Origin of the sequence: Legionella maceachernii (genome assembly GCF_900167045.1) — a bacterium.
Classification (GTDB): domain Bacteria; phylum Pseudomonadota; class Gammaproteobacteria; order Legionellales; family Legionellaceae; genus Tatlockia; species Tatlockia maceachernii.
Genome location: NZ_FUXJ01000008.1, coordinates 156,311 through 175,071, shown reverse-complemented (window position 1 = coordinate 175,071; position 18,761 = coordinate 156,311). Strand labels below are relative to the sequence as shown.

The following is an 18,761-nucleotide window of genomic DNA, read 5'->3' as shown; positions in this document are numbered from 1 at the left end:
ATTAAAACGGGATTTGCGTTATCAATCACGCAAACACAGGACTCGTCTCAATTAAGAACTCAGAACCACGCTTACGCTTTTTACTAACGGTGTACGAAATTAGACTGTGTGTCAGGCTGTTTCGTTGGCTTTCCAGCACTCAGGGTTTCATTTGTTTTGTGATAAAAGAAGCTCGAAGAAGCAGTCGTTGCTACCGTGACATTTTTGGAGGGGCGCTTCGAGTCAGAATGACTGGATACCTCGTTCAAAAGTGCTTTTAATAATGTATCGCAGTTCCCTTTTTCAACACCTCCTCCTTTTTTTGATGGATCAAAAAAAATGCATTCAGAGGGTCCCTTTTCAGAGATGGGTTTTCTACCTAAATAGACTTGATGATAATCATCTTCTCCTTCTTTCCCTTCTACGGGGTAGGTGATGATTGCATGCCCAGGTGTGGGCAATATTTGCTCTAGATCAATGTCATTTTCAGCGGGAAATTTCTTAACTTCATAAGGCGTTTGAGTATCGACAAAAGCAGAGTGTCTGCCATCTTTCCCTTCCTCTCGTAGCTTATGCTGGTGATCTTCTTCTTCCACTGCTTTGAGATAAACTTCAATATTGTTTTCAGAAGCTAGATTATTTTCAGGATCAAAACCAGCGATTTGTTGTTTTGCATAAATATTGGTAAGCGGATTACAAAGACCCGCTTCCTCCTCTTTACCGAGGGACTTAAGCATTTCGCCTTGTGAGCTATAAGACGAAGTTGGCTTAGGCTCGTTGGACTGCGAGGAAAGAGATTCATACCACGCTGAAAATCTTTTGAACATTCACAAACTCACTTCTTCCTGTCAAGTGGACAAATTATATACTAATTTGTCCACTTTTACAGCCCCTCTTGAATAATCCTCGGTTTGACAGGTAAAAATTTGTCGACTAGCTTCTAATTATACCCATGGAAGACCCATTGCTTATATTCCTAAAAACAAGGAGGTTATTATGTATTTAAGCAAGATAGGTTTTTTTAAGAAAAAAATAGCCCTTGAGGAGCAGCAACTTTTAAACTATTTAAATCTTTTAACCACCAATTTAAAAAGCAATAATTTAAAAAAAATACAACTTGCTTATTTGCAGCAAGGCCTTTCTTTGCTTACCACCTCTGCAAAGGCAGTTAAACAAAGACGTTTTTCCATTAAATTGAAATACACTCTACGAAAACGTAAAGCCAAAAAACGGTTTCTCTTAAGAACGAACCATCATGTGGAGTTTGGGACGCCCGCACCTCAGGCGTCAAGGATTCCTTTTCCTAGCCCAGCACTGGCAAAAATGGAAGTGAACAAGCAATCGACTAAAAATCGAATCAGGCCGAGAGTACACCCTTAGAGTCAAAAATAACACGACCTCAGAACTTCCCGGATGCAGCTCACACTGTCATCCAGGTTCGTCGTGTTGGTATATTTAGTCGCTGAAGCTACCTACCTATCAAAATAAAAACAGCAGAAATCAAAGCAATTATTGCGGTAACAGCAGGAGGAATAGGAATACTTGGAACAAGTATAGGTAATGCAACCAAGATTAGAAAAATGGCTAGAAGAATAAATCCAATATTATTAGTAAGTCGCATAGTCTTAATCCTTTAACGTTATGAAGGTCATCCCAAAAAATCCGATGAGCTAATGTATCAGCTGTAAATCACAGAAACTCATAACTAGATTATCCTGTTTTCAATGGATGTGCAAAAGGCAGGACAGAGGGGCCGGAGTGGATTTGTCCAAACCTGCGTAGTCCTAGAACTTAAAACGTATCGAAGCCCTGATAGTCTTTCCAAGGTAAATCTTCGCGAGTGTATTCCGTGACTTGAGCATGCGGGGGTCCTTGTTTTAGCCAATCGTAAAAGTGTTGCAGTTGGTTTTCCTCGCCGCAAGCAAACACCTCTACTCGTCCATCAGCGAGATTACGTGCCCATCCGCTAATCCCAAGATGCTGAGCTTGTTCCTTGGCAGAAGCCCTAAACCATACTCCTTGCACTTTGCCCGAAAGGTAACACCGCATGCATAATTGTTGAGCCATGAGATCCCTAACTTATCTTTTGAGGCGTACAAATCATATCAGTATAAATTTCAGCGGCACTTTTTTCACTAAGATTTAAGTCTTTTCGTGTTAGAGGGTCTTGCCGTTTCAAGGCAAAAAAGCTCGCTAAGTTTTCTGCAAAACGCGTTTGCGGTAAATAGGGTTTTCCTGAAGGACAAAAGGCAGCTTTACCCTCCATTGCTGCTTTATTCGTTAGCGCACCCGGTACCGCTTGGGATGCACCATCCGCAGCAGCCGCAGCCTCCACCCCGCTCACTTCAACGCGCAGGAATAGTTTTTCATACAGAGGATTATCAATGGTTAATTGAGGTTGTTTAAGCTTCGCGGTAAATGCGACAGGTAAAATAATTTTAAATTGTTTTTCTGCTTCAGGGTATGCTTTGCAAATAAGTAAGATATGTTGCAAATACTCATCCAAATCTTCTATTCCTGGATGTAACCCAAGACGCAGTTGCACCGTGGGATGCTTAGGGAGTTCTTCTAACACGCATTTTAAAAAAGGGGCATCACAGGTTTTTACAGGCTGAGTTGAACTACTTGCAAAGGCGAATAATTGCTCGGGAGCTATGCCTAATTGTTCCCTCGTCTTCTTTATCGTTTCAGGTGCAGGAGGTTTGGCTGAAAGCGCGCTATCGATACTTAAATGCCCAGTAACAAACACTTTTGCCTCAGGCCCAAAATCTTCAATTGCGGTATCCAGTGGCACTCCCCATTGAACATTGGGTTTTTGTTTCAATGCAGGTAAATATTTCCATAAAGAATGTGGCTCTGGTTTAAACATAAACTCATCAGCAATAAGCACAGGGATATCATCCAATGCCTGAGCGATTTGAAAAGGAAGTTCATTATCCACTGACGGCACACCTAAAAAAGCATGATCAATCTGATGCTCTTTTCTTACGTACTCAGTAATGGCTTGAATTTGCTCTTCGGAACATGCCCCTGCAGGAAAATCATCCATTTTCAAGAGTTGAAACAGGCTTTTTTTCTCAATGAGAGAAGGGGACTGAAATTTTTCAATGTGGTTTTTTGCTGTCTTGGTTAGCGCAATAATTAAGCTTTCATTTCCACTCTCTTGTTTTTCCAATAACTCAATAGTTGCTAATGCTAAACTAGTATCTCCAACACTACTGACAAAAAAAGCAGTTTTCATCGTTCAACTCTACCTTATTAACCGTGGCGAAATTATAGAGTCTATCCTGTTCATGGTCAATTAAATAAACAAATAGGATTACTAGTAACCATAAAGTGAAGGATGACATTTCGGAAGTATGGATCAATCTCGACACGTTGCGGGTCGATATTGTCTTTTTAATGTCCCTTTATTGCATGTCCATGTTAAATCACCATTGGCTTGTAGCGTAGGATCTAATACTAAAGTTCCGTTACCTGCACGCTCCGTATAAGTAATGGTAATTTCGCCTTTGGCTCCAATGACAATGGACTGGACATTTTCAGTAGGTGCAGGGCTTGTGTAGTGTGTGCCTTCCTGAGAGGCCGGTAGAGCATGATTCGCCATTGTGGCTTCAGCGACGGCGAGTTTTGCAGTCTGAGCCATGTTTAATCCTTCCGCGACGCGAGCTCTAACGGTGTAATCTTGATAGGCAGGAATCGCGATTGAAATAAGAATGCCTAGGATGGCAATCACAATCATTAACTCAATAAGCGTTAATCCCTTTTGTTTCATACTCATCTCCTGAGATTAAGAAGAGAGGAAGTATGCCATAAAGTTACCCCTTAGCGATAAAGGAATATTGCTTCAAATCAAATTAATTCTGGCGGAATGACTTAAGAACCTGAACAAATAGACTAAAATATGACAATGCGTTTCGCAATGGGTATAATTTAAAAACTTAAACTAGCCTGTTATCGCGTTATGACCAGAAAAGAACGAATCAGTCAGCTTATTATTCACCAATTAACTCCGATTTTTTTAGACGTTGTGGATGAGTCTAAAAGCCACCATGTTCCCGATGGCGCAGAAACCCATTTCAAAGTATCTGTGGTTGCTGAAAAATTTACTGGCCTGGCAAAGATTGCACGCCATCGCTTAATGAATAATTTACTGGCAGAAGAATTCAATACAGGATTACATGCTTTAAGCTTGCATTTGTACACCCCTGAAGAATGGCAAGCAAGTGGGGGTATCCCCCGCTCGCCTGCTTGTCGGGATGGTTACCGTCATGGATAAAGCACCCATTTACTGGCAAACCACCTGTGTTTTACCCCAAATGTCACGAGGCTTTCATCTCATTACTCCTACTGTGCAACAAAGTTTGGCGACAATGCCGATGATTCAAACTGGTTTAGCGCATCTTTTTTTGCAACACACTTCGGCATCGCTTGCCATCAGCGAAAATACCTGCGCTGATGTTCCGCACGATTTAGAAACCTATTTCAACAAAGCCATTCCTGATGATGAGCGCCTTTATCATCATACACTAGAAGGCGAAGATGACATGCCAGCCCATATTAAGAATGTCTTGCTGGGCGTTAGTCTTACTCTACCTATCACCAAAGGACAGCTGGCACTTGGGCAATGGCAAGGACTTTATTTGTGTGAACATCGAAATCATGCGACCCAACGTCGCATTGTGATAACGGTGCATGGGAGTTAGGCAACACCCGTAAAAAAATGCTTTTCATGACTTCCCTCATTCCCTTATAATGCATATCTTTTTGCCAATTTGGCTTCTTGGGAACTGTCGATTATGAAAGCCTGGTCTTCCGAAAAAATTTCAGTCTTCGCATTAGTGCTATTAATCACTGGCGCGATCGACAGTATCCGCAATTTACCAGCTACCGCGCTCTTTGGTTCGTCATTGATTTTTTTCTTCATTTTTTCAGCCATTATTTTTCTCATTCCGGTCGCATTAGTCGCTGCTGAATTATCTTCGACTTGGTCAGAAGAGGAAGGTGGAGTGTATAGTTGGGTTAAGCATGCTTTTGGTGAAACGCCTGCCTTTTTTACCATTTGGCTGCAATGGATTAATACGATGGTATGGTATCCGACTATTCTTTCATTTATTGCAGGGACACTCGCTTATCTTATTAACCCCGCGTTAGCTCAAAATAAATACTACCTCATTAGTGTTATCTTGATTGTCTTTTGGTCGCTCACTTTCTTAGGACTTGCTGGTTTACGCGCCTCAGCAACCTTTGCAAGCTTCTGTGCGATAGTCGGAATGATTTTGCCTATGGGTTTTATTATTCTTCTTGCGCTTATTTGGTTAATTAAAGGGAATCCCATTGCCATTGATCTGCATTTTCATAGCCTAATACCCCATTGGCAAGACACTCAGTCTTGGGTGTCGCTGACGGCGATCATGACGTCCTTTCTCGGGATGGAATTAGCAGCAGTGCATGTTCGAAATGTGCACAATCCTCAGCGCAATTTTCCCAAGGCCATGTTTCTTTCGGTTATTCTTATTTTGACAACCATGATTTTTGGTTCATTAGCCATTGCCTTTGTTCTTCCACAGGAAAAAATCAGCCTTGTAGACGGGGTAATGCGCGCTTTTACCAATTTCTTTCAAGCCTATCATCTCACAGCACTCATGCCAGTGATTGTTATTTTGTTATTGTTGGGCAGCCTAGGAAGTATGATCAATTGGATTATTTCTCCGGCAAAAGGCTTATTACTTGCTGCTGATAATGGGTTTTTACCTCATTGGCTTTACCGTTTAAATCACCATGGCATTGCTTCACGCATTTTGATCCTGCAAGCGATCCTTGTCACCCTCCTTTGTAGCGGTTTTTTACTCTTTCCAAGCATTAATGCCATTTACTGGTTATTTACTGCGTTGAGTACTGAACTTTATATCATCATGTATGTGTTAATGTTCATTGCCGCCTGGAAGCTAAAAAGTAAATTTGCCAATTTACCTCGCCCTTTTGTTATTCCTGGAGGCCGCTTTGGCTACTACTTAACCTGCATTTTAGGGCTTGCAGGTTGTGCAATTACGTTATTTATTGGCTTTATTCCTCCAGAGAGCAGCATGGATATAGGAGGAGCAACACGTTTTCGATTAGTCTTTGGTAGTGGCATTTTAATTATGATCTTCCCTGCCTTCTTACTTTATTTACGCAAGAAAAGACAGGACAGTTTAAGTAAAGCCTAATCTATTATTTACTGAATTCATCATTTTTTATTTAAGTTAGCTGTAAGGTGTTTATATGGGTGGTAAAATAATTGAGAGTCCTTGGGTAGAAACGAACAATGCACTCAAACAAAAATTTGATGGATTCGCAGCTGAGCATAAAACCAAATCGGCACCTATACCTGATCTACTTCTTTTTCAAGACGATTACCTTATCAAACAATGGATTTTATCGCTTAATAGTCTCACTCAACGATTAGAAGCATTAATTAGCCAGGTTAACACAAGTTGGCAACAAGATTCAGCGGAAGAAGAGAAGATTCATGGCATGCTACTAGAGCTCTACCTGAGTTAAGTGAATTAATCGATAAGAAAAAAAAATTAGAGGCAACTATTTGGGACAGAAAACACTTTCTTTTGCCTTCTGAGACACCTATTACCCAAGCATTTCTTACTGAAACAAGAAATGAATTACGTGATACTTTAATTTCCTTCTTGACCATTTTCTCCATGGTTCACTTTGAAAATGCAGATGATCAGTTCAATGCGCTATTAATAAATAAATTAAAAGAATTTTTAGAGGAAATAGTCAAAGATCTACGAACGCTCAACCCGTTAGCTCATATGAAGATTCTTGAATTTCAAGGAAAGCTTCTTCGACACCTCGACCTCATTGCACCGTTATTTAGTGCTGGAACACGCAATGAGCTTGATCCCAATCAAATTGATGCTTTTGTGAAAACTGTATTAAGTACGACTACTAAACCTGTTACCAGAGATTCAAGACCTAAAATTATCAATGGTTTATTAAATATTGCCTCCACAAATCTTAATAGATTTGCTGGATCATCCTTCAGAGGAACGAGTTGAAGCCTATGGCATCAAAAGGCAATTAATTTCATTACGCAGCTTAAAATTTAAATTAGACCATTTTCCTATTAATACAATCAAAGAATGCCTTATCCAAACTAAAAAAATCAAAGAACGAATTGCTGACATAACCTTAACCCTTCAAACCTTAAAAAAGGAATTGAAATCCACATTGGATTTATTCATTGAGCCATTCAATGATTACGAAGATGTAAGGAAAGGCCGTCTGTTTTTAGCTGAATTAGAAAAGATAGAAGGTGAGTTTGAAGCCGTACTTGCACAATATAAAGATCAAGCGATCCCCACTTTGGAACAATTAGGGCAAATTACCTCGGTTCAGCGCGACATTGTGATTAAATTAGAGGGGCTACATCAAAAGTTGAAGGGAGAGAAAAACTTCTATAAAGAAACATTGGATTTGACTTCCCATTTAGCTAGTCAATATCATCTTAGCTTAATAAACCTTAGGTATAATTTACGCCAGAGCTTTCAAAATACTCGGGTGGTTTTATCTGCTTATTTGCGTTTACCCGCCGAAATGAAAAATGAGGGTGTCCTAGAACGAGCGCAAGCAACCCTTATTCTTCTTGATACTATGCGTCAAGAATTATGCGCTGAAACGCGAGAAAATAGGCCTTTGGCTACAATCCATCGGGAAAATCAACTTGCTATCCAAGATTTTGAACAACATGGCCAAATACCAAGAGAAATACTTGCTATTGCATACCAAAAAATTCTGGCTGATTTGATGCAACGGGCAGCGTTGCCTCTTCCAACATTAGAACAAAGAAACTCGATTGCTAATGGGCTGATTTCCCAAAAAGAAGCTGCATTAAGTGCAATTGAAGCAGCAAAAAGCGCTTACACCACCTTGACGACCTCAAATCAACAATGCGTCGCTTCACTATCTGCTTTCGCACAGGCGGATAGCGCATTAGTCGCTTTTGAGAAATCAGTACAACAAGCTTCTATTGAAGATCGCAAGCGTTCAAAACATTATCTGAAATCACTCGAAATCATTAAAGTCATCCAAGAAGAATATTTCCGAATATTGAAGAAATATTTTGACCAAGCCTGTGAAAATAATCCTGATGAGATTGCTAATTTTGTGAAACTGAAAGAAAAAAGATGGACAAGAAATGCATTCCATGCTCATGCGGATCGTTTTACTGATCTTCTTGATAAAATTGATCCAAGGTTATGTCGATTATTATCATTGCAGTTTGGGTATGAGAGGCTTAATGAAAAATACTTGAATGGAAATTTTCTGAAGTCAGCTCAAATAAAATGTAATGAGAAGGCGTTAGCGTCCACCGAACAAAGGCTACTTCAAGCTGAGCAACACTTATATAAGAACCAACTTATTAAGACAGTAGAAGACACGCTGCATAATGAGAGTATGGAATACATTTCTGAGGGAATTCGCTCGGACTTTGTTCAATGGATTCGTATTCACGTTCTTAAACCCCTTCAATACCTGCTAACCTATTGTTTTGTTCCAAATTCTTTTTTCACACCTACTTGGAGGGCATGCAGAACAGAAGAATTTTTAGTTGAAGCGGGAAATCAATTTTATAATGAGCTTACTGACAACCCAGGATTTTGAATGGGTACACGCTCATAAAAATTAAAGAAACTCCCGTAAGTTGGGGCTTAGCCTAAGTGTATTATTTCTCTAATAAACCGCAAATCTTACTCAAAAATTTACTGTTGTGACCAACTTTTGTTGGACTAAAGCTCAACTCTGCTTCAATTGACATCCGTTTTGAATTTACTGATTATCGTGTTATGGTTAGTAATGCTATTCTATGTACAAATTTTTGCTTTCGTCCTATTAAATAGACTTAAGAGATCATGGCTATTATGACTGAAGACGCGCTAAAAAAAATACGAAATCATATTGATAAAATTGACAAACAACTCTTTGAGCTCATTAAAGAACGCGCCAATTTAGCGGCTGAAGTGGCAAAAATTAAGCAATTACAACAAAGTCCCATCTATTATCGCCCCGAGCGTGAAGCACAAATTCTTCGTTCTATTGTTGCAAACAATACTAGCTTATTACCCGATCGCGAAATTGCCCAAATTTTCCGCGATATCCTGAGCGCGTGCCTCGCTCTGCAAGAACCTTTATCCGTTGCTTATTTAGGCCCAGAAGGCACTTTTTCTCAACAAGCCGTGGTTAAGCATTTTGGCGAAAGTGTCAACTTAGTTCCCGAGGTTTCCATCACGGAAGTATTTAAGCTTGTAGAGAGCGGTAATGTACATTATGGCGTAGTGCCTATTGAGAACAGTACTGAAGGGATGGTCAACGTTACTCTAGATAATTTGGTTAATTCCGATGTCCAAATCTGTGGCGAGATTGCTTTACGTATTCGTCATCATTTTGCACGAATAGATCCTGATCGCCCTTTATCCATTATTTATGGTCATCAACAGGCTTTAGCTCAGTGTCGGCATTGGTTGTCTGTTCATTATCCAAACGCTTCTTTGCATGAGGTGGCGAGCAATGGTGTAGCAGCCCAAATGGCAGCCGAAAATCCGAACGCTGCTGCTATTTGCGGCGATAATGCAGTAGAAATATATAAATTGCACAAACTTCATCAGCACATTGAAGATTATCCGAACAACACCACTCGTTTTATCATTTTAGGGAAGCAGCTTCCTGGTCCAAGTGGATGTGATAAAACATCACTTATTATTTCTACCCCGCATGAACCCGGAAGTTTAGTGAATTTACTTGCCCCGTTTGGGAAATATAAAATAAATATGACTTCAATTGCATCACGTCCTTATCGACATCGCAATTGGACTTATCTCTTCTTTATTGATTTTGAAGGTCACCAATCCGAATCGCATATTCAAGCTGCTCTTAATGAATTAGCATCGATGTCAGTCATGATGACCTTACTGGGTTCTTATCCACAAACCATGGGATAAGATCAGCTTACTCAGCCATCAAATATTTACACTTATGATACAATTCTTTAAGATTATCTTAAGCTTCGAATGATAGTTTTGTGACACAAATAAAATCAAAAACCGAGTGCTTCCATGGGTAAAACTAAAGAAGAAATTTTGCATGAACTGCAAATTATAGAAAATCAAGTTGCCGAAATTGAACACGTCGCTATTGCTTTATTACCTTTAGAATTTACCCCCTCCCTGAAAGAAACTATTCAATATTTAAAAGGACGTTGTAACGACGAAACGGTTAAATCAGGACACACCGAGCCACTTGAAGCCGAATTACGACATCTTAAGAGCCTTTTTTTCCAACAAACTAAATCCTTCTTTACAGAAGTAGCGGTGAAAGAAAAAATAAATTGGATATGTCCCATAGAAAATAAAGCTGAAATACAACCCATTATTCAGGTTAATACCTTGCTCCAAAGCTTTAAAAAATCCGTTCAAGAAATGAACGAAAGCCTTTTAATGGAATTGGATTTACTTAAAGAAAAATGGGAATCTGGGAAAGGAAGAGAAAGCATAAAAAAATTGGAAAAAATTAGTTTGTATAAAGAAAAAATCAGCCAGATGCCCAACCAATTAAGTGTAAGCAGAGAACACTTTCGAGATTTATATCTAAAGCGAACAACTCGTCAAGCTATTATTCAAGCCCATAACCTCGATTGCTTATCTGATTTCCAAAGAAAGGAGATAACCCTCCAAGAAGTAATCGGCACACTTAAATCCAAATTTGAAAAACAAGTCGCTTTCCATGAGGGTTTTATTTTGGATTTCAGCGAACTAGATAAGCTCGCACAATTCGATCCACTGCTTAAACAATGGTTAATTGAGCTTAAAAAATTAAATCACAACTCCAATCTATTCATTGCAGGAATGCGCCCGGTATTGAGCTCCTTCAGGACCAGTATAGCCATTCAAGATCAACTTAATGAGGCCATCCTTAAAATGATGGATTTAAACAGCGCCAGAGAAAAATTGCGCGCAAATATCCTCGAAAGGCAAGCCTTCCTCCAACCCACTGCATCAGACTCTGCTGGTTTAAGGGAAGAATTGCGCTCGGCAAAAGCGGAGACTCAAAATGCCCTCGAACATTTTCTTATGATTCTTTCCACCATTCATTTAGAAGGAAAGACAGATCAAGACCTCTTATTTTTCACAAAGAAACTTGCTGAATTCATCAAAGAAATTATGGTTGATTTGCAAGCAGAAGAGATGCATTTACCTACTCAAGTGATTGAAAATTTTCGTATCCAATTGCTTAGGCATCTTGGTGAACCAGCGCATTGGTACACTCTAAATAAACCCACTATCAATGCCCTTGATCGCATAGCCATTGATAGCTTTTTAAATGAACTTTTTGCATCTCCTGTTGCTTCAACGTCTGAAAAAGCTTTATTCAAAGGGGCTCAAAAATTCATTTCTGGTTTATTGCAAGCCACCTCTTCTGAAAACGATGACGCATTACTTAGAAAACAAATCATTCATTTCCGCAATCTAACAGGTAAGCTAAACCATTTTGATATTAAGGCAATCAAAGATTTTCATGCCCTAAAAGAAATTCAGCTCACTCAAGAGAAAAAGATTCCACGAATGTTTGAAGAAATAGCCTCTAAACTTTCAAGTGGAAGATTGCTTCTGCAAGCCAAACTGATGCTGTTCACCAAGCAACATGGCAAAATTGAAGAAGTTAAAAAAGGGTTTGAAATTATCAACAGCTATTATGAGCTAGATGATCAATTTAAAAGGCTATTTGCACGCTACAAAGACAAAAAACAAAAATTAGAATTGGTTTCATCGCCGTTAGAGCGCCTCGATCAGCTCACTGATCTGCAAAAAGAAGTCTGCGCTGAATTTACTCTTTTGGAAAAGCAATTCGCAGGAGATAACGGTCTTTATTCTATTACTTTAAATCAGATTCTCGCTTTGGATGAACGCTATGGTATGGCTAAATCTTGGTTAGTACAGGACTTAAAATTTGAAATTGAAAAAGCGCAAGAAGTCTTACACACTTATTACTCCATGGAGGCAGTGAAAGAGGCGCTCAGCCCCTATTCTATCAAATACCAACAATTAAGACTTACGCAAGAAATCAATTTGTCCAAAATACAAGAAGAAGTGGAACGCTTAACCACGGCGCTTAAGAAACTGAGCAGTGAGGTCAACCTACGACTTTTCGAGGATTACCAAAATACGGTACAACATTTAATTATCCAGCGGTTTTCTAGCCCTGTACATTTCAATGACATTAACCCTTTTAAAACAGAACTGAGTCGCAAAACCCAAGAGGCGGCTATCGCGGTTGAACACGTTATAGAGGCTCATAATGCACTGAAATCGGCTACGACTCCCTCAGTACGACAATTATTAGATAGACTTGAAGAAGCCATTGATGTAGCTCAAAAGAAATTACAGGCACGTGATGAAGTGCTTAAAGGCGCCAAAATTATTGAGGGGCGCTTACAATCAGTGGGTTATCAACAATCGATTTTAGCCATTGAAAGGATGAAAAAAGAATACAATCGTATAGTTAATAAGTATGTTGATGCCGCGATTGAAACTTATCCTGAAGACGAGCAACAATTCGAAGCCTTGCGAAAAATTCCCGGCAGCTCGGAAAATTACTTAACTCTGGCTCGTTACAAAGCGTATTTAGATAAAATTGATCCTCGATTATTTAAATTGCTCGCCATGCAATTCCAATTCGCTCAAATTAACAAAAGCTATATCAATCAGAATCTACTCTCGATAGTGGATGAAGAGGAACAATCGGATGAAATAGGAGTAATTGTCCTTGACTCTCAAGAAACGAGTAACCGCTTGCTAGAACGTGCGGATCAAAAATACCTATCTCATCTCATTGCGAACGTGAACCGAACGATTCACAATGCGCAAATGGAAAACTTGTCTGATGGTATTTTACCTGACTTCGTTCAATGGATTCGTATTAATATCTTAAAACCGTTGCAAGCATTGACCCATCAAGTGAGCTCCTACTTTAAACTGGAACATAATTCTCATGATCGGTTTTTCAAACCTATTCCTAAAACACCTTGGTCTTCTACCACAGAAAGGCAGCTGGTAGAAACAGGTAATGAGATTCTTGATACGCTTTATTCGGCTACCGCTGCCTCCGCGGCATAACTCGAGTGGGGTCTTTTACCCCATTGAATAAGTTACCCTATTCTCCTTGCCAACTTCTCACGGATCCTGCGGACAAGCCGCGGGATGTAGGGCACAGACGGAGGACCCACAGCGACTACCAAGCACCGACTTCTTTGAGCAGCTTACGCGCTGAAATTAAATCATCTTGCGTGTTAATGTCTTGTAAAGGTGCGGTGCAGGCTTCCTCTATTCTAATTTTGTATCCCGCCCAAAGCACTCGCAATTGTTCCAAAGCTTCACAGGCTTCAAGCTCGCAAACTGGCCAACTAACGAACTCCAGTAAAAAAGCAGCTCGGTAAGCATACAATCCAATATGGCGAAAAACCTGTGTCATACTTTTTGGGTTATCACGATGAGCAGGAATCGCGCTTCTTGAGAAATAAAGTGCATCATTGTGTTTATCCCGGACCACTTTAACGATATTCGAATTATGCAATTGCTCCACGCTCTCGATTGGCCAACATAAACTCGCCATTGGATTAGGTGATGAGTAAAGGCTGTACGCGACTTGTGAAATGAGTTCGGGAGCAATTAACGGCTCATCGCCTTGCACATTGACAATAATATCTTGTCCTGCAAATTGGCCTTTTGCAACCACTTCTGCAATACGATCTGTGCCGGTTTGATGACTCACTGCAGTCATGATGACATGCGCACCAAAATGAGTTGCATGATTGGCTATTTCCAAGCTGTCTGTTGCGATAATAATGGATTTAGGTTTGGCTTTAACTGCTTGCCTGTACACTCGCTCAATGACGGTCTGCCCTTCCAATTCCAACATCAATTTTCCTGGCAACCGTGAAGATTGATAACGAGCAGGAATAACGACATGAAAATCGATACTCATAATTGTTCTTTTTCCTCTAAAGGAATCAATCGCGCTTCTTGCTCAAGCATAACCGGTATCCCATCACGAATTGGGTAGGCTAAGCGATCGAAACGACAAATTAATTCATTTTCTTTAAGCAGTAATTTGCCCTTACAAAGGGGGCAAACCAAGATTTCAAGCAAACGTTTATCCACGAGGCTCTCCTTGAATCACTTGATTGCGTACATAAACAGGTAATGCGTCAGCTGCACTGACCGCTTTTATTTTTCCAGCTAACACAAGGCGAATCATCGCCTCTGCTTTAGGATACATCGTAATAGCCTTAACCATTTTTTTCTGAATAGAGGGCGATAGTTGTGACAGATAAGCTTCGTAACCCACACCAGCTAAAACAAAGGGTTTATCGGTACTCAACGCAATCTTGGCAGCGGCACAAACCTGTTCTTCTCCATTATGAGATTGCTCATTAAAACTAGACCAATATAATTCATTCATTCGCGCATCCAACACCGCTAAAACAGTGAGCTGATGAAATTCGTCTTTTTGCTCTAGCACCTCATTGGCAATCGCGGCAAGGCTGCTTACAGGATACACGGGTAAATCCTGCGCATAAGCCAGTCCTTTGGCTACGCTGCATGCGATTCGTAAGCCAGTAAAACTACCCGGTCCTCGCCCATAGATAATTCCATCCAATTGGCTTAAGTTTAATTCAGCTTCTGCCAACAAACGCTCGACGGTCGGCAAAAGTAACCGCGCATGGTCGCGCTGCGCACCTTGCTCTTCACTGCGTATCTCTTCATTTTGCATTAACGCAACCGAGGCGCGTTCTGTGGAAGTATCAATGGCTAACAGATTCATGTTGTAATGCTAATTTCTCTATAAAATTTAATACCGTTTGTTCGTCACGTGTTTTCGGCAGAGCAGGCAAACTCGCAAAAATATACCGTCCGTATTCTCTACCGGTTAAACGAGGATCGGCAATCATTAACACGCCACGATCTTTCGCATCGCGAATCAACCGGCCAACACCTTGTTTTAATGCCAAGACAGCACTTGGCAATGATAATTCATCGAACCCCGATAACCCACGCGATTTTAAATACGCCATTTTTCCTTGTGTGACTGGATCAAACGGATTTGCAAAAGGCAATTTATCGATGATGACACAAGAGAGAGCCTCTCCCTTTACATCGACGCCTTCCCAAAAAGTGGATGTCCCCAATAATACCGCATTGCCCAGTTCACGAAAGCGCGCGAGTAAAATCGGTTTTGCTTCATCGCCCTGGATTAATAGCGGGTAGTTTAAAGTATTGCCAAGTCGTTGAGCAACCAATTTTAAAGCCTTATGGCTAGTGAATAAGAAAAAACAACGGCCGCCGCATGCGTTAATGACAGGCAACGATTTTTCCAACAACAGGTCATAATAATTCGCGTTTTTCGGATCCGGTAAATTACGAGGTAAATAAAGCAATGCTTGTTGCTGATAATCGAAAGGGCTGGGTAAGGCAAGCGTTTTCGCGCGAGTGAGGCCTAAAGGTTTGGTAAAATAATCAAAAGAGGAGGCCATCGTTAAGGTTGCTGAGGTGAATACATAAGCTGCCGATTGACGCATTAATAATTTGTTAAAACAATCGGCAATATCAAAAGGAGTTGCATGAAAAACTAAGCTGTGTTTAAACCGCTCTAACCATCGAATTTGCACCTTATCCGTTTGTTCAAACTGAAGAAGTAACGCTTTCAAGTCGCATAAACGCTGCTGACAACGCACTAACCCTGCATTCGCCTCTACCGTTGCTGCATCCATGCATTCTAAAAATTCATCCACTAAATGAAGCAATGCTTTCCAAGCAGAATCAAAAGTTTTAAAACGCTTAAGCTCTTGCCAAGCCAGGCGCTCCTCATTGCTTGGCAAAGCGAACAACAATTGATCAATCACCTGATCCACGTTTAAACTGAGTTGTTTTAAAGGCTGGTTGGCTAAATCAAGCACGGGCCATTCCCGCAGTAAGTCATCGACTAAATCACGAAATTGTTTCGTGCTTACGCGCTGCCCATTAAAATGAGTGGCAATTTCAGTGAGTTGATGGGCTTCGTCAAAAATCACCACCTCTACGCCCGGTAAAAGTTCACCAAAGCCTTCTTCTTTTAAGCGCGTATCCGCAAAAAACAAATGATGATTGATAACGACGATATCCGCATCCATCGCTCGCTTTCGTGCTTTCACTAAAAAACACGTCTGATGATGCTCACACTCACTGCCTAAACAATTGTCGACCGTTGAGGTGACATAAGGCCAAACTGGCGAATCTTCATTAATTTCAGGCAACTCTGCTCTTTCGCCTGCAGTGAGCTGCGGCAATTTTTTTTGCACGTGTAAAATTTCGTGGGCACATTGCGGATTAACAAATCGTCCTTCTTGTGCATGCAAATCGACACGATGACGACAAATGTAGTTGGCTCTGCCTTTAAGATTTTGCACGCGTACGGGCAATCCGAGAGCACGAACAAGCATAGGCAAATCTTTTTGAAAAAGCTGATCTTGCAGGGTTTTGGTGGCAGTAGAGATGAGTGCTTTTTTGCCACTTAAAAGACACGGTAGCAGATAAGCGAATGTTTTTCCTGTGCCTGTGCCAGCCTCAGCCACTAAGATTGATTGCTCAGCAATGGTTTGGGCTATTGCGACAGATAATTCAATCTGTGCCGGACGTGCAATAAAGCCAGGGATCGCGGTAGTGAGCCTTCCTTTGTCGCTTAATACGCGCTGACAATGTGCTGCGACATCATCAACGGCAGCGACTACTTCTCCCACTCTTTTTGCAGGTATTGAAGTTTATCTTTCACAGTCTCCCACTCTTTAGCATCCGCGGGTGCTTCTTTTTTAGACGTGATATTTGGCCAAGCTTTAGAGAGCTCGGCATTAATTTCCTTAAATTGCATTTGGTCTTCGGTCAAATCATCTTCAGAAACGATCGCTTGAACAGGGCATTCAGGCTCACATAAGGCACAATCGATACATTCATCAGGATGAATGACTAAGAAATTGGGTCCTTCATAAAAGCAATCCACTGGACAAACTTCCACGCAATCGGTGTATTTGCATTTAATGCAGCTTTCAGTAATCACAAAAGTCATAGCAATACTCTAAAAATTCCTTGAAAATAACACTAATTAAAGCATAAGTAGGCCTAGTCTCGCTAGAGCAGCATTCACTTAAACTAAAAGAAAACGAAAATTCTTCTGAATCTCATTTAAGCTAAATTTATTAAGGAAAAGAGATAAACTCATCCATGCACCAAGCGCTGCCAAATCTCGAAATGGCGGTGGTAAGTACACTGGTGGAGAGAGTAATCCACGCTCTTTTAACTCGCTCAGTAAGGGTAAATCATCTAAAACAATTTTGCCTGAAAACAATAGAGGTATTGCATCAATACGGCGTTGACTGATCGCAAACCGCATAAAATTGTAAATCAACAAAAACCCCTTTGCATAAGATAAATCCTTAGTGAAAGGTCCGCCCTCTGGTGTACTTCCTCTAAAAATACGTACTGCCTGATTATAAGCTGCCTCTTCAGATAAATCACAATCCATAAAATAATGGTAGATATCAAGAAAATTAGCTCCTTGTCTTACTTTCTCAAGAGCAATCACTCGGTTGGTTATCTTTTGTACTCTTGCAGGATAAGAAGAAAAGGTCACTACTTCGGTAATCACAGCTAAACCTTCCTGCATGACCGAACTTGAAGGCGAGCCTTTCGATAAAAAGAAGCAATAAGGCTGCATTGAACCATTTAAAGTAGTACCCACATGTACCCAGCCTTCATGAACTTCGAGGTATTTTAAATCACGTTCGCTAAACATCGCTTTTTGGCTTAATTTAATGGTATCTGCACCTGCTGCAGCATCCGCTACCATGTCATCGCTTACTTGCACAGTCACTTTTCCTGGATGCTGATCAAAAAAATGACCTAGACGCTCTTGCAAAATTTCTTGCGCTTGCTGCGGAGTATAACGTTTCACATCCGCATCTGATTTAAGTTGGACATCAAGCGCAGTTAATACGTCAAAAAGCACGGTTCCTAATTCAGATAATCGAGGTCCTCCTGAGTAGAAAGCATCATTAGGACTCCCATACAACTCCATGGCCAATTCGCAAAAAGTGGGTGTACCCCTTACATCAAGCATATGGGCAGCTCGTGAGTATTCTTCGCACTGACGTTTGATGATGCGGGTGATTGGGGTGTACTGCCCCAGATGGTTCTGCGCATCGCGCAAAATTAAACGAAACTCTTCCTGTTTTTCATGCGCATCAAAGGGTAATGGCCTTTTATGGTAATAGTCTTGATCCACCGGCGGTAGCCGTTTCCCTTTATGTTTAAAAAAATCCTGCTTGATTGAATCATCCCATTTAATACTGTCTAAGATCCGTATTTGGCTTTGTGCCTCTACAATACGTCTCGATAAATCCTGAATGAAGGCTAATCCGTCTGCGTCTATTGACATAATCATCCCATATTAGCTAGCTGCCTGCTTAAGTTCTGAATCAGAGGGAGGTACTATACTCACTTGAGCACTTTGAGCCTGGTTTGGCAGATCGTAAAAGTGGCTAATGTTCGCCTCCGTCAATGGAGGAGGGACTACAACTTTAGGCCCATTTTTGCTTTGTAAATATTGCCTCTCACCATTACTAGTATAGGCTGAACAAGCCGCCAAAAGCTGCGCTGAAACTAAAAGTAAAGCAATTTTTTTCACTACAACTATCCTCG

The 18,761-nt window shown here is 40.6% G+C and carries 21 protein-coding genes; 9 read left to right on the top strand and 12 right to left on the bottom strand.

Annotation, left to right across the window (positions count from 1 at the left end; genetic code table 11):
- Positions 1 to 83: 83 nt before the first annotated feature.
- On the bottom strand, positions 84 to 806 hold the full coding sequence (locus B5D33_RS08690; RefSeq protein ID WP_058451161.1) for a hypothetical protein: 723 nt from the start codon (positions 804 to 806) through the stop codon (positions 84 to 86).
- Between the two features lie 169 nt (positions 807 to 975).
- On the opposite strand from B5D33_RS08690, the gene B5D33_RS08685 reads away from it, so the two are divergent.
- Positions 976 to 1,359 (top strand): hypothetical protein, encoded by a 384-nt coding sequence (locus B5D33_RS08685; protein ID WP_058451162.1) that lies wholly within the window; start codon positions 976 to 978, stop codon positions 1,357 to 1,359.
- 88 nt (positions 1,360 to 1,447) lie between these two features.
- Here the strand turns inward: B5D33_RS08685 and B5D33_RS16615 are convergent, their stop codons facing one another.
- From B5D33_RS16615 to B5D33_RS08670, 4 genes are all read right to left on the bottom strand, one after another.
- Positions 1,448 to 1,600 carry a hypothetical protein gene (locus tag B5D33_RS16615; protein WP_165481452.1) on the bottom strand — a complete coding sequence of 51 codons (153 nt, stop codon included), beginning with the start codon at positions 1,598 to 1,600 and terminating at the stop codon, positions 1,448 to 1,450.
- A 170-nt stretch (positions 1,601 to 1,770) separates the two neighbouring features.
- Positions 1,771 to 2,046, bottom strand: a complete 276-nt coding sequence (locus B5D33_RS08680; protein WP_058451163.1) for an acylphosphatase — start codon at positions 2,044 to 2,046, stop codon at positions 1,771 to 1,773.
- A gap of 7 nt (positions 2,047 to 2,053) precedes the next feature.
- On the bottom strand, positions 2,054 to 3,220 hold the full coding sequence (locus B5D33_RS08675) for a hypothetical protein (RefSeq protein WP_058451164.1): 1,167 nt from the start codon (positions 3,218 to 3,220) through the stop codon (positions 2,054 to 2,056).
- Between the two features lie 123 nt (positions 3,221 to 3,343).
- On the bottom strand, positions 3,344 to 3,754 hold the full coding sequence (locus B5D33_RS08670; RefSeq protein ID WP_058451165.1) for a pilin: 411 nt from the start codon (positions 3,752 to 3,754) through the stop codon (positions 3,344 to 3,346).
- A gap of 189 nt (positions 3,755 to 3,943) precedes the next feature.
- Between B5D33_RS08670 and B5D33_RS08665 the strand changes: the two genes are divergently transcribed.
- The 8 genes from B5D33_RS08665 (at position 3,944) to B5D33_RS08630 (ending at position 13,148) form a co-directional block, all read left to right on the top strand.
- Positions 3,944 to 4,258, top strand: a complete 315-nt coding sequence (locus tag B5D33_RS08665) for a BolA family protein (RefSeq protein ID WP_058451166.1) — start codon at positions 3,944 to 3,946, stop codon at positions 4,256 to 4,258.
- A complete protein-coding gene (locus B5D33_RS08660) occupies positions 4,251 to 4,685 on the top strand; it encodes a secondary thiamine-phosphate synthase enzyme YjbQ (RefSeq protein WP_058451167.1) in 435 nt (144 codons plus the stop codon). The genes B5D33_RS08665 and B5D33_RS08660 overlap by 8 nt, the downstream gene beginning before the upstream one ends.
- 93 nt (positions 4,686 to 4,778) lie before the next feature.
- Positions 4,779 to 6,188, top strand: coding sequence for an amino acid permease (locus B5D33_RS08655; RefSeq protein WP_058451168.1), 1,410 nt, complete (start codon positions 4,779 to 4,781; stop codon positions 6,186 to 6,188).
- Between the two features lie 55 nt (positions 6,189 to 6,243).
- Complete coding sequence (locus B5D33_RS08650; protein WP_058451169.1) at positions 6,244 to 6,522, top strand: hypothetical protein; 279 nt, start codon at positions 6,244 to 6,246, stop codon at positions 6,520 to 6,522.
- Complete coding sequence (locus B5D33_RS08645; RefSeq protein ID WP_133140973.1) at positions 6,456 to 7,037, top strand: hypothetical protein; 582 nt, start codon at positions 6,456 to 6,458, stop codon at positions 7,035 to 7,037. Before B5D33_RS08650 ends, B5D33_RS08645 begins: the two co-directional genes overlap by 67 nt.
- A complete protein-coding gene (locus B5D33_RS08640; RefSeq protein WP_133140974.1) occupies positions 6,982 to 8,643 on the top strand; it encodes a hypothetical protein in 1,662 nt (553 codons plus the stop codon). Before B5D33_RS08645 ends, B5D33_RS08640 begins: the two co-directional genes overlap by 56 nt.
- Before the next feature lie 248 nt (positions 8,644 to 8,891).
- Positions 8,892 to 9,977 carry a prephenate dehydratase gene (gene pheA, locus B5D33_RS08635; RefSeq protein ID WP_174223979.1) on the top strand — a complete coding sequence of 362 codons (1,086 nt, stop codon included), beginning with the start codon at positions 8,892 to 8,894 and terminating at the stop codon, positions 9,975 to 9,977.
- Positions 9,978 to 10,091: 114 nt separating this feature from the next.
- Positions 10,092 to 13,148, top strand: a complete 3,057-nt coding sequence (locus B5D33_RS08630) for a hypothetical protein (RefSeq protein ID WP_058451172.1) — start codon at positions 10,092 to 10,094, stop codon at positions 13,146 to 13,148.
- A gap of 115 nt (positions 13,149 to 13,263) precedes the next feature.
- Here the strand turns inward: B5D33_RS08630 and kdsB are convergent, their stop codons facing one another.
- The 7 genes from kdsB to B5D33_RS08595 form a co-directional block, all read right to left on the bottom strand.
- A complete protein-coding gene (kdsB, locus tag B5D33_RS08625) occupies positions 13,264 to 14,016 on the bottom strand; it encodes a 3-deoxy-manno-octulosonate cytidylyltransferase (protein ID WP_058451173.1) in 753 nt (250 codons plus the stop codon).
- A complete protein-coding gene (locus tag B5D33_RS08620) occupies positions 14,013 to 14,192 on the bottom strand; it encodes a Trm112 family protein (RefSeq protein ID WP_045098768.1) in 180 nt (59 codons plus the stop codon). The genes kdsB and B5D33_RS08620 overlap by 4 nt, the downstream gene beginning before the upstream one ends.
- Complete coding sequence (gene tsaB, locus B5D33_RS08615) at positions 14,185 to 14,856, bottom strand: tRNA (adenosine(37)-N6)-threonylcarbamoyltransferase complex dimerization subunit type 1 TsaB (protein WP_058451174.1); 672 nt, start codon at positions 14,854 to 14,856, stop codon at positions 14,185 to 14,187. The genes B5D33_RS08620 and tsaB overlap by 8 nt, the downstream gene beginning before the upstream one ends.
- Positions 14,837 to 16,807: a DNA repair helicase YoaA gene (locus B5D33_RS08610; protein ID WP_058451175.1), complete on the bottom strand. Its 1,971-nt coding sequence runs from the start codon at positions 16,805 to 16,807 to the stop codon at positions 14,837 to 14,839. The genes tsaB and B5D33_RS08610 overlap by 20 nt, the downstream gene beginning before the upstream one ends.
- Positions 16,795 to 17,130, bottom strand: coding sequence for a ferredoxin FdxA (fdxA, locus tag B5D33_RS08605; RefSeq protein ID WP_058451176.1), 336 nt, complete (start codon positions 17,128 to 17,130; stop codon positions 16,795 to 16,797). The genes B5D33_RS08610 and fdxA overlap by 13 nt, the downstream gene beginning before the upstream one ends.
- A 78-nt stretch (positions 17,131 to 17,208) precedes the next feature.
- Positions 17,209 to 18,498 (bottom strand): flavohemoglobin expression-modulating QEGLA motif protein, encoded by a 1,290-nt coding sequence (locus tag B5D33_RS08600; RefSeq protein WP_115304878.1) that lies wholly within the window; start codon positions 18,496 to 18,498, stop codon positions 17,209 to 17,211.
- Positions 18,499 to 18,510: 12 nt separating this feature from the next.
- A complete protein-coding gene (locus tag B5D33_RS08595) occupies positions 18,511 to 18,747 on the bottom strand; it encodes a hypothetical protein (RefSeq protein ID WP_058451178.1) in 237 nt (78 codons plus the stop codon).
- Between the last annotated feature and the right edge of the window lie 14 nt (positions 18,748 to 18,761).

Excerpts from the sequence above, each read along its gene's own strand:
- B5D33_RS08670 (WP_058451165.1), bottom strand. The coding sequence starts at position 3,754 with ATGAAACAAAAGGGATTAACGCTTATTGAGTTAATGATTGTGATTGCC.
- kdsB (WP_058451173.1), bottom strand. The coding sequence starts at position 14,016 with ATGAGTATCGATTTTCATGTCGTTATTCCTGCTCGTTATCAATCTTCA.
- B5D33_RS08600 (WP_115304878.1), bottom strand. The coding sequence starts at position 18,498 with ATGTCAATAGACGCAGACGGATTAGCCTTCATTCAGGATTTATCGAGA.
- B5D33_RS08660 (WP_058451167.1), top strand. The coding sequence starts at position 4,251 with ATGGATAAAGCACCCATTTACTGGCAAACCACCTGTGTTTTACCCCAA.
- B5D33_RS08690 (WP_058451161.1), bottom strand. The coding sequence starts at position 806 with ATGTTCAAAAGATTTTCAGCGTGGTATGAATCTCTTTCCTCGCAGTCC.
- B5D33_RS08685 (WP_058451162.1), top strand. The coding sequence starts at position 976 with ATGTATTTAAGCAAGATAGGTTTTTTTAAGAAAAAAATAGCCCTTGAG.
- fdxA (WP_058451176.1), bottom strand. The coding sequence starts at position 17,130 with ATGACTTTTGTGATTACTGAAAGCTGCATTAAATGCAAATACACCGAT.
- B5D33_RS08655 (WP_058451168.1), top strand. The coding sequence starts at position 4,779 with ATGAAAGCCTGGTCTTCCGAAAAAATTTCAGTCTTCGCATTAGTGCTA.
- B5D33_RS08675 (WP_058451164.1), bottom strand. The coding sequence starts at position 3,220 with ATGAAAACTGCTTTTTTTGTCAGTAGTGTTGGAGATACTAGTTTAGCA.
- B5D33_RS08650 (WP_058451169.1), top strand. The coding sequence starts at position 6,244 with ATGGGTGGTAAAATAATTGAGAGTCCTTGGGTAGAAACGAACAATGCA.
- B5D33_RS08680 (WP_058451163.1), bottom strand. The coding sequence starts at position 2,046 with ATGGCTCAACAATTATGCATGCGGTGTTACCTTTCGGGCAAAGTGCAA.
- B5D33_RS16615 (WP_165481452.1), bottom strand. The coding sequence starts at position 1,600 with ATGCGACTTACTAATAATATTGGATTTATTCTTCTAGCCATTTTTCTA.
- B5D33_RS08630 (WP_058451172.1), top strand. The coding sequence starts at position 10,092 with ATGGGTAAAACTAAAGAAGAAATTTTGCATGAACTGCAAATTATAGAA.
- B5D33_RS08665 (WP_058451166.1), top strand. The coding sequence starts at position 3,944 with ATGACCAGAAAAGAACGAATCAGTCAGCTTATTATTCACCAATTAACT.
- tsaB (WP_058451174.1), bottom strand. The coding sequence starts at position 14,856 with ATGAATCTGTTAGCCATTGATACTTCCACAGAACGCGCCTCGGTTGCG.
- pheA (WP_174223979.1), top strand. The coding sequence starts at position 8,892 with ATGGCTATTATGACTGAAGACGCGCTAAAAAAAATACGAAATCATATT.